Raw genomic sequence first — 14,627 nt, forward strand, 5'->3', positions numbered from 1 at the left:
TCCATTTTGCAAGGTTTTGAGGGGTGAGAAAACAAACGTTGCAAAATGAGGATAGTAAGATCGTTTAGATCATCAAGAAGATCAATGCATTAAGTGATTTTCAGTGTCGACTAATTACTCCTTTTAATTCATTACTCTAAGTTTCAAGTTTGAGTGACTGTCCTTTTAATATTTTACTCTTAAAATTCAATCAAAGGCTTTATATCCTTTGATTCGTTTTTAAGACAATGCATAGGGTGCACTTTACTATCTGGTGTTATAGCTACAGCCCAATTAGGATAACCAGATATCACTTGATAAAACGAATAACCTTGCTCGTTCAGTGCTCTAGTTTTTGTATCTAAGAATGTATCAGTTGGCCGGCCATCTGTTTCAAAAATAGACTTTATTCCAGAGAAATCATTATTAACTACCGCAACTATCGTTTTGCCACTTTTAGAGTCTTCAGAAATTACATAGATTTGCTTACTAAAAGAAAATAATTTGACAAAGTCACCTTTTATTAAAGGGTTTTTATCATACTTTCCTGTAAATAAGCCCGATTTAACTAAATTGTGCGTCCTTGTAAAACCAACCCAATAGTACGAATCATCAACAAAGTGCTCTTCAAAAACAAAATATTCAGTGCCATCAACTGTGAAGTTATTTGAACTGGGTATATTGTCAGTTAGAACTATATGAAGTTTTCCGTTGAGTTCAAATTTTGTAGCGACTTCACCATTTGAAAAACGTACTGAACTGCCTAAACATTGGTATTCAGCGGCTACTATATTTGTGGAGATTAATATTAGCGAAAATAATGTTAAAAAAATCATTGCTTAAATATCCCATTAGATTTTATTCCATCAAGTCCATTGCGCTCTATACCCCAATATGTATCGGACCCATGTGTAGCCCTAATACCACCGAATTTAACTGACATGCCAAGATTAATCAAGCGCTGCCTTATAATTATATTTGTAGTTTTCATCGTAGCTCTTTCGTCAACAGTACCTCGAGCTGTTATGTGGCTCACTTCATGCGTAAACTCTCTAAAGCCATTCAAATCAATAAATGAGCCATCATGCCCTATACTGAAAGGCGTTCTACCTCTAGTAAGATTAATATAAGCCTTACCGCCAGATACCGCACTTTCAGATCCACCATTTTGTAATATTACCTCTAGCTTCCACTTTGTAGCGGATAAATGCTGATTCCCTTCATCTGTTAAAGCATAGTCTTCAGCATAAACAGTGTATTCTTCGAACACTTTGCTACATTCTTTGCTCGATAGACCTGTACATGAGAAATTAAACTTGGAGCGACCCAATGCCTTTCTTTCATTTATTTCATCTTGCGATAGCGTCGATTGAGTCACTTGATCCATATAACTATGATCGGTAATAATATCTTTGCCACCACTAATGTTAGCATCCTTCGCAATCCCTCCTTGCCCACCAAGGTCAGTTATCTGCGCATTACCAGTCGTATAGTTAACACTAAAGTTTTTCTGAGTACCATTCGCCATGTTTATGGTACCAGATGCGCTAAGCACTTGTTTTTGAGCAATCGCTGAACCTGTCGAAAAGCTCGACCTTGTTTTTTGAGATTTGATCTCTACACTCGCCACCCCCGAACTCGGGCTACAACCACTTCCATTCGGATCATCACAATCGCTGCCGTTGATTTTATACCCCGTCGGATCAGTCCCCGCCAGCGGGTTATTCATGATATACGAATACGGGTTAATACCTTGGCTATTGCCAACACCCTGAATTAGCGGATCAACACTCATAAACCGACCAAGGTTATAATCGTACACCCGACCGTTCATATGAATAAGCTCTAATTCATCCAGATGCTCATGATCGGTAAATCCACGATTAGTCTTGGTTAATGCTTTATCACCCAATTGCGCTGGTAGTTTTAAATCACCACTACTTTCTCTTGGCTTACCAAATGGGTCGAAGTTGCGCTCGGCAATCACTTTACCGTTATGGTCGGTAAATAGTCGAGCACTGCCTAGTCGGTCTCTATGGGTATAACGTATCGTGGCCACTTCCCCTGTACCTTGGCTAACAACCGCTATATCCCCAATGTAGGCGCGCCATGTGGTTTTGGTGCCTTCAACCTCTTCTTCATATGCGCCTGCGTAGTAAGTGGTGATATTGCCTTTTACTTGCTTAAAGCGCATATGGTCAGGACCATACACAAAGGTGCTGGTAATACCGTTTTTGGTAATCGATGTTGGTTTGTCCATGGCGTTGTAAATGGCGCTACTTAAGCCATCGCCTTCGGTCATGTTACCGCGTGCATCGTAGCTAAAGCCGACCCATGTGCCGTTTTTATTGGCCTTTTTAACCGCATTAGCGCCACCGCCTGAGTAGCCACTTAAGTGGTCTGCATAATTATACTCTGACGCATAGTCTGACTTTTTAGTTAAGTTACCAATGGCATCGTAGTCGTAACTGATGGTGGTAATACCATCAATTTTGTTGCTGGTTAAACGGTGTAAGCCATCATATTCATAGCTTTCGCTAAAACTGTGTTGATTATCAAAGCTCCCTGTAGTTACCCTCATGGCTTTTAAATTACCAAAGCCATCGTATTGGTTGTAATTCAGCGACATCAGTTGGCCACCGTGTTCCGTCGCAGTATGGCTGCCCGTCATTTGCCCCGACGCTAAAGAGTAAAACTGCTTTTGGGTTAAGCCATTACCCAGTTTACTTTCGATGATATTACCTAAGATATCCTGGGTGTTTACTGCTTGATATACATAGTCGTTTGCCGCGTTTTTAACTGACTCTTGGTAGCCTAAATCGTTATAGGTGTACTCTAACGTTAAATCATTCGGGTAGCGTACGCCTTTTACTCGGCCATAGTTGCCATCATAGAAGGTGGTGGTGGTGTAGCTTTTACCACTGCCTGTTACGGTATGGCTGCTTGGGCGACCGAGTGCGTCAAAGTTGTACGTGTGGCTTACACCATTACCGCTAGCGCTGGTCATTTGCCCGTAGCCGTTAGTACCATCGTAGCTGTAACTGAGCGTTTGCTCTCCTGTTGCGCTGCGCTGAGATACGCGACCTAATGCATCAGTCAAGTACTTGACCGTGGTGCCATTAGCACGCACTTCTTGTTGTAACTCACCAAAGCCGTTGTAAGCAAAGGTAGTCACACCTTGGTTCGGGTCATCCACCTTGGTTTTACGACCCAGTGCATTGTAAGTGGCTTTAATTTGATTGCCTGCAGCATCTTGTATGACTGCCGGTAAGCCTAGACTGTTATAGCCATAGTAAGTATCGCCATTGTGAGCATCTTGGGTGTGCACTAATTGCTTTAAGCTATTATAAGTGCGAGACATTTGACCAAGGGTGATGCCATAACAGCTCTCGCTCACGTTAATGGTGGTTTCTAAGCCACTGTAGCCATAGTTCACCGTCATCAATCCAGTGCCAGATTCACCACATTCTTGGTCAACCGCCTTAGACGAAGGTCGGTCTAGCTCATCAAACCCGCTGTAGGCTGTGCCGTATGATGCACCACCGGCTTTATAAGGCATTGACTCAAAAGTGGTGCGACCTAGCGCATCAAAGTTCACATCTTGATAAACCCAGCTCCCATCAAACGCTTGGCTGGCAGTACGAATGGTTCTGCCTAGTTTATCTTTATACACCCGCACTTCTGGCGTACCAGCACTTACCTGCTTAACCACCATCACCGCGTGTGCAGGTTTGTGCTCATCACCAGTCACTAACTGTTGTATGGCCGAGTACTGGATTAGCATGCCATCCACTTTTTGGCTAAATGGACGATAAAAATCGTCGTAGCCAAATTGCGCAGACACCCACGTATTTTTAGACACTTCCCGCTTTTGGATATTAGGTTGCCCTGTGGCTGGGTTGGTGTAGGTTTTTACAAAGTGGCCTTTCGCATTTTTAACCGTATATGGAAAGTAGCCGTCTTCAGTAGGCTCTGTATCGCCACCTGTGTTATAGGTTATGCTTGTTTCACGTGCACTATCTCCCCACTGACCATCGCTATTTAGTACCTGCGCAGTTTCAGTTATCGAAGATGGTAGGCCATAAAGATTATACAACGTTGTGGTGGTTTTCCCTTTACCTGAGGCATTTTCACCTACCTTACCAGATACCGTGACGGTTTTAGGTTTGCGGTTTGGTTGATACTCACTAAATTGAGTAACTACACTGACCGTGCTATCCAAATCCGTGTTACCTGTATCATTGACAGGGTCTTCACTGTGACGTTTGGTAATGCTTGATTTAGTCACCGTTGAACTTGTTACTTGGCTTGGCCACCATACTGCATCTGCATTGGCACACTGGGTTGTGACCACCTGCTCTTTAATCGTTGTATATTCACCCCACTCATCCTTGAGAGTGTGCGTGGCTTTGGTTACGTTACCGCATTCGTCGATGGTATCAACCTGCATGGTGCTTGTTGTAACACTGCTTTTAGTCAATAAATCGCGGGTGACACTGGTACTTTGTGATTGATAAATGTGACTAACACTCAGCACATCGTGTGCGGCGTTTTCATCCCAATTCAGCTCGGTATACTTAATCGCTTGAGTTTCACCATCGAGCGAATTGAGCGCTTCTTGTGTACGAGACGCGTAATCTGAGCTTAAAAAAGTCGCTTGACGATAAAGTTTGCCATGCTTAGGGAACACTTGCTCAAAATCAGATTGCGTAACGGTGCCTCTTGATACTTGCGCTTCAATAATGCGCTCAAAGCCCATAAAGCCGCGACCTTGGGTATTGTATACTGCCCCTCTGTAAGCATATTTATGTTCAAGTACCCCACCTGTGCCACTGTCTTGCGTAAAGTCAGTAACCACATACATGCTTGACGCAAAGTTTTGATAGCCTGCTAGGTAGTTTGTGCCTTTTTCATACAAGTTTTGCGCACCCGCAATCCCAGTTTGAATACTTGATGATAATGGACGATACTGCCAGCTGCTGCTAAAGCCAACACCATTGGTGACAGATTTCAGCATATCCACAGGTGCATAGTCTGCACCTGTTTGGCCAGAGCCCGAACCATAGTTACGGCTGATGTTAACACGATCCTTTTCAAACCCCGCAGGCCCGTTGCTGTTAAACGTACAATTTGAGGACGTACCATCATCACTCAATTCACATCCAAAGTTGAATACCATATCGAGTAGGCCATCACCTTGCGCATCAACAAGTTGTGAGTGTGTGCTGGCTCCATGCATGCCTGTTTCCACCCTAGCAAAACTACCATCACTGAGCAGCTTAATGGCTTTGTATTCATAGATGTTATGGTCGTGACGTTCTGGAATTGAATTTATTATCTTTACATTCTTGCTTCCAACCATGACCGACTCTTCTAATTCTCCGCCAAGGGCTTTACCACATATCGGTGTAGATGAACTTGAAATACTGACAGATACACACGCTTCAACAACAAGCTTTGCAGGATATAACACTTCTTCTTTGCCATCATTATCGATATCAGCTATGCGATAAGAATTCGCAGAATCATTCACATAGTAAATGCTGCCAGAAAGTTTCCCATCTTCCGTTCTATTGTAGTGTGAATAATAAATTCGACTCCCAGTAGATAGCCCCGTTGTTACGGGTGATGTAAAGCCATTACCTTTGTTATAGCGGATGAATAGATTAGTGTCATTAACTTTAGGGTTATACCAGCCTAACCAGTCTTTAAGACCATCACCATTGACATCAGCAAAGTAATAAAAGCGCGTCCAATCCGGCTCTGCTTCATTAGCTATCGAGTTAGTGTAATCCATGTCATCGCCGCTGTTAAAGTACACCGTGTCAAACACTTTCGTATCTTTTACCGTATGCGGACGGGTATAGTAGATAATTGAAATCTTCCCTTGACCGTATGTCAATCCACCATGCGCCGCCGAAAGGTCGGTAGAATAAAAGTCAGGTAAGCCATTACCATCTAGGTCGCCTGCATATAAAAAATCGTACTGTCTTGTAGTACCTTTTTTATAAATATCGAATATCACTTTGGAGTTTGACGCACTGTAAGGTGCAGCCATATTTTTTGTGTGGTAATAAACAGTAACCTCATCTGCTTCTTCACGATTGACGTTGCTTTCTACCAACACTACATCGGGATAAGAATCTCCGTTAATGTCACCAGCGAACAACAGCTCTGTCGAGAGTGGATAACTTACATCGCTGATTATATTCGCGGTGCTACCATCTTTATTGTTCAATTTAATTGCTAATTTTGCGAACGCTAGATTTGTGCCAGAACGGTAGATGTCATCTGTGTAACCATCAAGGTTAAAGTCTAAGGTATGACGGAAACAATTAATCGCATTACCGCTTGAACCAATATCTGTACAGGCTGTTTGAGGGTGCGTATTTACTTCCATACCCCCTTCTGCATTTATGTAGTAACCTGGCCAATCTCTCGCGCCGTCACCATTTCTATCGCCGTTTGGCGTTATGCTGTTTATGCTGGTCGTTGAGTTTAACTCTTCAATATATTCATTCTTAATCGTAATAGCAGCGTCTTGCCAATTAAACTGTGTTGCAGGCAAACAGGTGATACCTTGTGCATCAGCGCATTGCTGTATCGAATTTAATAGGTCTCTACCCGTTGCTGCACTCGTTTTGTAGTTAAGTAGCGTGTTACTAACTAAGGTGTTACCTGTATAGCTTAATACTTTGTGTAATCGTTTGGTCGACTCGTAATACCCACCGGCCATATAACCTGAGCGCTTGTCAGCTCTGTCTTGATATACAAACTGCACTCGCTGCATCCCCCGTAGCGCTTCACTGGTGCCCCCTCCTGTGTAATATATATCGCTGAGCAAACGTTCACCAGCACCATACTGTGTATAAACATAGTTGATATAGTTTTTAATGGTAGCATCATGCTGGTAACTGATCAGCCAAGCATTGGTTTCTGTCTTATTGCTGCTGTCAGTAACACTGATGTTGTGATGACTACGAGCACTGGCATCGTGTCCAAAGTAGGCAACGGTGCCATCGGCATACTCAGCCATAAATGAAACAAGGCCTAAATTGAGCTCCCCTGTTTGAGTAACGCGTACAAAGCTTTCTATTTCAGTGCGGTATATCGTGTTATCTTCGCCATAATTGCCCGATACAGCTATCAATCGCTGGCCGTCTAAACACAGGCGGTCGTTGTCGTTATATTGCGGGTTTTGAGTAAAGCCATCTTGCGCATAAGTGGCGCTGCAACGACTGATCTGCGACCCTGCCGATAGGTTAAAGCCAACACCGGCAATGCCATTACCCGAACGAGATGAATAACTCAGCGACACTTGAGGCTGCACGCCATTGCGACCCGGTGCAATTTGAATCGGTAAGCTATAACTTGCTGTACCACCGCTTACACCTGCTTGGCCGCCAAGGGTGCCGACGGCATCTGTGGTTGGGAGTAGGATATCTGAAAAATTAGCATCTTGAAGTACTTGAACGGATGTATCTGCATAACCAAACTTGGTTTGATCCCTGTCGACGCTAATCCAAAACGTACAAGTATCATCCGCAATACACACTTTAATGCGGTAAACCTTGCCTTCTGAGTTGCTCAAACCATAGCTGGTTTCACCATTTGTAAGTGTTTTCAACGGATCCCAATCAAGCGAGGCCATGTCACAGCGGCTTGCATCGGCACACGATGCGCTTTCAATGGTAACTTTGCTGCCAGAAGGTAAGCTTGGCCACGTCAGTTCATTGCCTTTATTCTCGGGCACAAACTCTTGGTTCACGACTTCTACACGCTGCTCTGTCTGCCAACGTTCACTGCATGCAACATTCGACGCATCCACCGCGCCACAGGCTTGGGCAAAGAATCGATAAGTACCGGCTTGCTCAAACTTGTACTCATAGGAGCCCGGTTGATTATTGGCACGAGAGCCAAGTTGGATCATGTTTAACTGATTTGGAGGCAGCACAAAAAGAGTCGATGTCAAATCCTGTTTTGGCGTGCTAACAAACGACCAAGTGATCTTCTCTGATTTGTTAATAAAGGTAAGTGTTGGCAGTGACACTGCCAACGCAGGTGTATCACTTGGTATGCTAATCGTTTCATACTTTGCTGTTTCTACTGACCAAGCAGAGCAAGTGGACAAACCAACTTCTCCAGTACAAGAGCGAATTTTGTATGAGCGAATACCACCGTCCATGTTGTTCCATGTCACGCTATTATTATCGGATATATCACCCGCAGCTACCGTGAACCTATCTGGTACTGTCCAATCGTTGTTATTAAACTTAATTGAGATATCATAATAGTCTGCACCTTTAACTGGGCCCCATGTCAAAGTGGTATTACTCCCCTCAACTTTCACCTCATGGATCCAAGTTGGTATTAATACAGTATTGGACTGTGCTGACCACTGAGTACAACGGCTTAAATCGCTATTACAGCCTCTTACTCTATAGGTTAGTTCTCCTGATGGAAGATTCGGGTGTGTTACCAACTTTTTGTCTTTGTTGTAAGTAAAGCGACTCGGAACAGTCCAATCGTTGTCGTTATATTTTATTTGTAGATCAAATACACTTTCTACTGCACCACCCAGACTCAACTCAATGCTATTCGTGCCAACCAAAGTCGCCTTAGGTGTGGTTACCAAGCTTTTTGAAGGTAATGAAAACTCCGAGAATTCTGAGCAGTCCACTTCGTTACACGCTTTAACTCGATATTTTGAGTATTCGTTTTCAACTTCTTGTGAGTTAAAGGTATGCTCGGTTACCCGATGCTCTGTCGATGACGAAGAAAAGTCTATTTTTTGCTTAAACTCTTCAACTACGTAATAGGTCGCAAAGTCAACTTCATTCCACGTAACCTGTATACTACTTCCATCAACTATTAAGTCAGGTCTATTTGGCACATCAGGCTTAGGTGGGCTTATCACAACCGTGCCCATTTTTGATTGAACACCCTGCTCATCTGTTACCCAAAATCCAAAAGTGTCTTTTTCAAATGGCATGTTGGGTATGTACTTAAACACCCCATGTGGTTTACCCGGTACTCTCACCAATTGGCCTCTGGCGGTTTTATTATCTTCACTGCCCTGTTGTGTCACAAATTGATACGTAAACTTATCTAACAAGTAAGAGGCATTGTTATTGGCTTCTGGGTCGCTCATCAGCGTACTTCTAAAATCAAGCTCGATTTCAGTAGCCTCTGATAGTGTTTTTTCAACATCATAAACAACAGGAGCTTCATTTACGGCAATAAGAGGCACTTTAACCCTAAACTTATTGGAGGTTGTCACGCCATCGGTTACTTGTACAAACACATTTAAGACGGCCTCTTCATAGAGGGGATCTATGGTGACGGTGCCTGATTTGTCATCATATGAATAATAACCAGGTTCATTATTCACTATGAGGCGTAACGCACCATTGTTACTGTCTGACCCTTTGTATCGAATGTATAAGTCACTCGTCGAGAGTGTAAAGGTTGAGTTTTCGTGCACTGGCCCTATGTTATTGTGCCTGACAATCACAGGGGAATCTTTTTGCTCTTTTACATCAATCGTAATATCACCACGTCCTGATGGTGCGCCTTGATCGTCGTACACAAAGAAAAATACATAATCTCGCCCCACAAATCCGCTTGGTGGAGTGTATTCAAATACATCATCTCGCGCTCCCGGCACATGTACAAAGCGACCACCTTTATCTGTCCAGCCACCATGGTCTTCACGAACCGCATTTTTTGAGAAGATATACTTAAACTCTTTCAATCTTGGATCATTCCTACCTAGGGGCCAAAAATCGAAATCAGGATCATGCATCATTCCGCGCATATAAATGGTAAATTTCTCATCCTTAACAGACTCCCAGATAATTTGCCCCGCTTGAGGGAAGTCATTCACTTCATTTACGATTAACTTCAAATCAAAAATTTCTGAACGATGCTTACCATCAAATAGCGTAATAGGCACGATTAACTCGCCATTAAAGTTGGCAATAGGCGTAATGGTAAGTCCGTCGACTGTGTAGTTCTGGCCTTGAGCGACTTCGAGCACAATGTCTGCAGGTAACGAGTCTCTATCAATATATGTGATGTGCTCAATATTAAGCGTCAATGCGGTGTCTTCGTCCATCACCAATGGTTGCTGCGCTGTGATCTCAGGGGCTGTTTTATTTTCCTTTAACACCGTGATGAACACTTTGGCACTTGCGGTTGCCCCTGCCGAGTCCTTAATTACGTAGTCGATCACATCGCTACCATCAAAATCAAAGTAAGGCTGGTACTCAATTGCGTTACTTTTCACAAGCACTTGACCATGTTTTGCGCTAACTTGCGTAATGATTAATGCATCGCCATCCACATCGCTGTCGTTCTCTAGGACCTTTACTAACGCTGTAGTATTTGCAATAAGCGTAACAGCATCATTTTGCGCAACAGGGGCGTCATTAATGGAGTGAACCGTAATATAAGCACGGCCCGCAACAGGGTTAGAGCGACCATCGTAGAGCATATAGGTGATTTCATCTTGCCCAGCAAAATTGGCGGGCGGAATATACTTTACTTGCCCGTTTGGTAACAGAATGACCTCACCCAATTTCGCACTGACAGAGACTATTTTAAGCGTGTCTTTATCTGCATCTATATCGTTGCCGAGCAAATCTAATAGCGAAGCTTGATCTTCACTCAAAGTAATATGGTCTTCGGTAACAGTGGGGGCGCTATTATCCTGTGCGTTTTCACGCAGGTTTTTAAGCATAAACTGTAAATGGGTGGGAAAATCGAACCCAGCCGACAGCGCAGGTTTAGCCATTGCACATAGCAATATAAGTGCAAAGCTTAAAATAACTCTACTCATGGTCATCCCTTAAAAGTCCTTTTATTGTTATTTAATCCAACAAGGGGTTTTGCCACACAAAGGGTGTTCGGTTTTTTCTAATTTTATAGCCCGATTTTCTTGGTAGGCCAGATAGCTTTCTTTTACGCACCCATTTGTACCACCCCATTGTTTATAAACTGGGGCATTACCATGATCTGATAAACGGTTGCCTTGTATGTTGGGATCCGAAAAATGGAAGTAAGACTTTACATTTTGATAAAAAACAGCCTCATTACGTGAATTATAAGTTTGATAAGGCTCACTTTTGCACTCTGCATCGAGAAAATAATGAGACTGAAAATCTTTACCAATTGACGGTTTGTATACATGATACTTTTGAGTGCCCTCAATAGGAGAGTAATAATATACATTCGGTTCAAATGAGATCACCTTGCCAACTTTGGTCACCCCATCCCCTTTATATAACCATGCACCACCAGAGCCAGCAGATTGTTTATTAACACTCAATGACAGACTTTGAACCTGTTCAACATCAACAACTGACTCACATCGCTGCGCTGATTGTACTGTTACCAACTGCTCTTTAGATACCGCCGTTACCAACAAGCTATACATGGCTTGTCCTTGTAGGGAATTTAAATTAATTGCCCATTTATTTTGATTGTCGCTGCTCACACAACTCGGGATGGTATGTGTTTTCGGCTCGGATAGGGTAAATGTAGCAGTATCACCCAGTACATTGAGTTCGGCTACGGTAGATGCTGCCATCACAGCGCTTGGAGTTAATAAAGTAAAAAGAGTAGCTTTAAGGTATCGCATAAAATAGAGTTCTTGTTATTGGTTAGTTGAGTAGTTATTTAATATGAGTGTTAATCTTTCTAAGTGACTTGCACTATTTGATAATGCAGGCACTTTCACCACATAAATAATGAGGGCTCGGCACTACTTTACTTGCCGTGATTGGGTACTCGGAGGCGACTTTTCCAGTGTCAGTACATTCATATTGATAGCCATCATTAACCCATGTACCTTTAAGCTCATATACCTTTGCTTGTCCGTGTATATTTAGCTTATTGTCATCAACTAAATAATTGGTCTGCCAAACAAATAAATCGATAGCTTGTGAATAAGCGGGAGGATTCCCTGGAAAATGACTATTAATATAGGGCTGGCCGCTGCATTGCGCATCAAGAAAAAAAAGGGGGTTATTAGCTGAACTTGCCAGATAATACTTTGGTATTTTCGCACCTTCGATAGGAACATAATAGTAATAATGGTGCGCTGGCGAGCCCACTATATTCCCTAATTTAGTCACCCCATCACTTTTATATAACGCGGGTATTTGCGACTTTTGTACTTGCTGATTTACACTCAGCGCCACATAAGCCGCCTGCTCGACATTGGGCAATGCTTCACAACGGTTTGCAGATGTTACATCTACTTCCATCCCTTTCGATACCGCCGTCACCAGCAAGCTATACATGGCTTGCCCTTGTAGGGAGTTTAAGTTAATCGCCCATTTGTTTTGGTTATCGTTACTGACACAGCTAGGTATAGTGTGGGTTTTAGGAGCTGATAGCGTAAAGGTGGCTGTTTCTCCTTGAACTTCTAATTGCTTGATTTGAGATGTAGCATTAGATAAAAAAGGGGAAAATAAAATAGTTAATAAAATAGTCTGACGATAGGTCATTACTTAAACTCTCAATAATTTAAATAAGGATAAATCAACTTAAGTTAATTTACTTTATGTTTTTATAATCTTTGGTAGCTGATGGTTTATGTGTAGTTTTTACTTACAACAAGGTGTATATAACTGTTAAAAAGTACACATCAATTTATTTTTATTAAAAAGCTAACCGTTAGAAATGGTTATTGTGTTAACTAACTCAATATTGGTATCAGCAAAACAACGGTTTGTGCCTTCAATTATCACAGGCGTGCCACTGTCGAATGCTCCTAACAGAATGCTGAATATATTTGCACTGCCCTTAGCATGTAAATCAACTAGCCACTGCTCTAGTTGCTCTGCACCAACACATGCAGCAGTGGCACCATCACGCTTTGGGTGTGTTTTAAATAGCACTGTGTCGTTTTTAATTTGTACATCGGTCACTATGTACTGCTGTTGCGCACTCAAGCATGCACAGCTCATTAGTGCGACCAATACGAGTAATAAATTTTTCATTTTTTTAATCGCTATTCAATGATAGTTTCAGTTACATGGGGTTGTTAGATAACACCACTTAGTTGAGAAAATGGATGAGTCAGCAGGTAATTTATTGTTTTATTTAAATAAACCAGCCTACCGTTTAACAACAGTAAAGCAAAAATAGAAACACTTGTGGGCAATGGTACCATTTTGGGTAAATTACACAACACTCGGTAAACGTTGCCTGCACATTGCCAAAGTTGCTACAGTTGCTACAGATATATTTAAAAACCCACTACATTTCCACAACTATAGAAATATCTTGCTTTTTTAAAATTCAGCCAAAAATTGAACAAGCAGCCACACAGTTGGCTAAGCTGGGGTATGTTACTCGGCTCGAAATATATCGTATTTTGGTTCGTGCAGGTCACAATGGCTTGGCGGTGTCGGCTATCCAGCAGCAACTGGATATTCCGGGCTCTACCCTGTCTCACCATATCTCACGCTTGGTTAAAGTGGGCTTAGTGAGTCAAACCCGCGAAGGCCGTGTGCTGCGTTGCCAAGCACAATATCAACAGCTTGAAGGGCTGATGGCCTTTTTGTCTGAAGAGTGCTGCGCTAATAGCTGCTAAAAAATTTAATCCACATTTCGATAATTCTAGAAATATAAAAACAGGAGAAGATGATGTTTACCTCAACACAATGGCAAAGTGCCATCGAATTTTTTATTGGTGCCTTTATCGAGCTGGGCATCCTATTTGTGCTGATCAGTTTTATTGTCAGTGTCGTTAATCATTACCTACCGATGAAAAAGGTACGTGCCATGCTTTCGGGTAACAAGGGCTATGGCATTGCTATGAGCTTGGGGGCCATTACCCCGTTTTGCAGTTGCTCAACTTTGCCGATGATGGTGGGGTTACTCAAAGCCAGAGCGGCATTTGGCCCAGTGATGGCGTTTTTGTTTACGTCACCACTGCTTAACCCATTTATTGTGGCGTTATTTTGGGCCACATTTGGGGCAAGCCTAACCTTCACCTATACGTTTTTTGTAATTTTAATGGCGTTCTCGTCGGGGTTTTTACTGCAATATTTAGGTTTTGAACGTTATATTCGCCCAGAGTTATTTGCCGAGCAGTCAAATACCAATACGCAGTGTGCCACAGGCTCATCTACACCTTCGTGCGCCGAGACGAGTTCAACATGCGCGCCTACTGTGTGCTGCGAGCAACCAAAACAGTCCAAGCTTTCACTGGGAGTTACGCTGTTTAAAGGGGCGCTTTCACAACTCAAAAGCATGCTGCCTTATATGGTGTTAGGCATTGCTATTGGTGCTGTGTTACATGGCTTTGTGCCGAGTGAGTTGTTTGCCTCCCTCAGTGGCGTGCACACGGTTTTTCTCATTCCACTTTGCGCACTGGTTGGTACCTTTTTATACGTCAGAGCGTCAACAATGATCCCCATTGCGGCCTCTTTGGTTGCTAAAGGTTTGAGTATGGGGGTGGTGATGTCTTTAACCATTGCAGGGGCTGGAGCAAGTTTGCCGGAAATGATCATGCTTAAAAAACTGTTCCACTGGCCACTTTTGCTCGCATTTATCGCGCTTATTTTTATCACCGCTTGCCTTACGGGTATCAGCATCGAACTACTTAATTTGCAACCTTAAGGGATGAGTTTCTA

Annotated in this window: 7 protein-coding genes; 2 read left to right on the forward strand and 5 right to left on the reverse strand. The window is 42.7% G+C overall.

Translation table 11 applies throughout. The features are described from left to right. Positions 1 to 179 precede the first annotated feature (179 nt). The 5 genes from HC733_RS09820 to HC733_RS09840 form a co-directional block, all read right to left on the reverse strand. Positions 180 to 815: a hypothetical protein gene (locus tag HC733_RS09820; RefSeq protein WP_190364871.1), complete on the reverse strand. Its 636-nt coding sequence runs from the start codon at positions 813 to 815 to the stop codon at positions 180 to 182. Then, entirely contained in the window at positions 812 to 10,819 is a 10,008-nt protein-coding gene (locus HC733_RS09825) for a tandem-95 repeat protein (RefSeq protein WP_190364872.1), read from the reverse strand. Before HC733_RS09825 ends, HC733_RS09820 begins: the two co-directional genes overlap by 4 nt. 27 nt (positions 10,820 to 10,846) lie before the next feature. Then, on the reverse strand, positions 10,847 to 11,569 hold the full coding sequence (locus HC733_RS09830) for a hypothetical protein (protein WP_190364873.1): 723 nt from the start codon (positions 11,567 to 11,569) through the stop codon (positions 10,847 to 10,849). Positions 11,570 to 11,693: 124 nt separating this feature from the next. Then, the gene (locus tag HC733_RS09835; RefSeq protein ID WP_190364874.1) at positions 11,694 to 12,491 is read right to left on the reverse strand and encodes a hypothetical protein; all 798 of its coding nucleotides are present in this window, start codon (positions 12,489 to 12,491) and stop codon (positions 11,694 to 11,696) included. A 162-nt stretch (positions 12,492 to 12,653) separates the two neighbouring features. Next, positions 12,654 to 12,986, reverse strand: a complete 333-nt coding sequence (locus tag HC733_RS09840) for a hypothetical protein (RefSeq protein WP_190364875.1) — start codon at positions 12,984 to 12,986, stop codon at positions 12,654 to 12,656. Positions 12,987 to 13,285: 299 nt separating this feature from the next. Here HC733_RS09840 and HC733_RS09845 point away from each other — a divergent pair, with 299 nt between their 5' ends. Next, positions 13,286 to 13,582, forward strand: coding sequence for a helix-turn-helix domain-containing protein (locus HC733_RS09845; protein ID WP_190364927.1), 297 nt, complete (start codon positions 13,286 to 13,288; stop codon positions 13,580 to 13,582). A gap of 50 nt (positions 13,583 to 13,632) precedes the next feature. Next, positions 13,633 to 14,613 (forward strand): permease, encoded by a 981-nt coding sequence (locus HC733_RS09850; protein WP_238937514.1) that lies wholly within the window; start codon positions 13,633 to 13,635, stop codon positions 14,611 to 14,613. Positions 14,614 to 14,627 lie beyond the last annotated feature (14 nt).

The sequence above is a fragment of the Pseudoalteromonas sp. S16_S37 genome, from assembly GCF_014694405.1.
In the GTDB taxonomy this organism is placed as follows: domain Bacteria; phylum Pseudomonadota; class Gammaproteobacteria; order Enterobacterales; family Alteromonadaceae; genus Pseudoalteromonas.

Bases quoted from the DNA above. Each gene is read 5' to 3' on its own strand.
- HC733_RS09835 (WP_190364874.1), bottom strand. From the start codon at position 12,491: ATGACCTATCGTCAGACTATTTTATTAACTATTTTATTTTCCCCTTTT.
- HC733_RS09850 (WP_238937514.1), top strand. From the start codon at position 13,633: ATGATGTTTACCTCAACACAATGGCAAAGTGCCATCGAATTTTTTATT.
- HC733_RS09820 (WP_190364871.1), bottom strand. From the start codon at position 815: ATGATTTTTTTAACATTATTTTCGCTAATATTAATCTCCACAAATATA.
- HC733_RS09830 (WP_190364873.1), bottom strand. From the start codon at position 11,569: ATGGCAGCATCTACCGTAGCCGAACTCAATGTACTGGGTGATACTGCT.
- HC733_RS09840 (WP_190364875.1), bottom strand. From the start codon at position 12,986: ATGAAAAATTTATTACTCGTATTGGTCGCACTAATGAGCTGTGCATGC.
- HC733_RS09825 (WP_190364872.1), bottom strand. From the start codon at position 10,819: ATGAGTAGAGTTATTTTAAGCTTTGCACTTATATTGCTATGTGCAATG.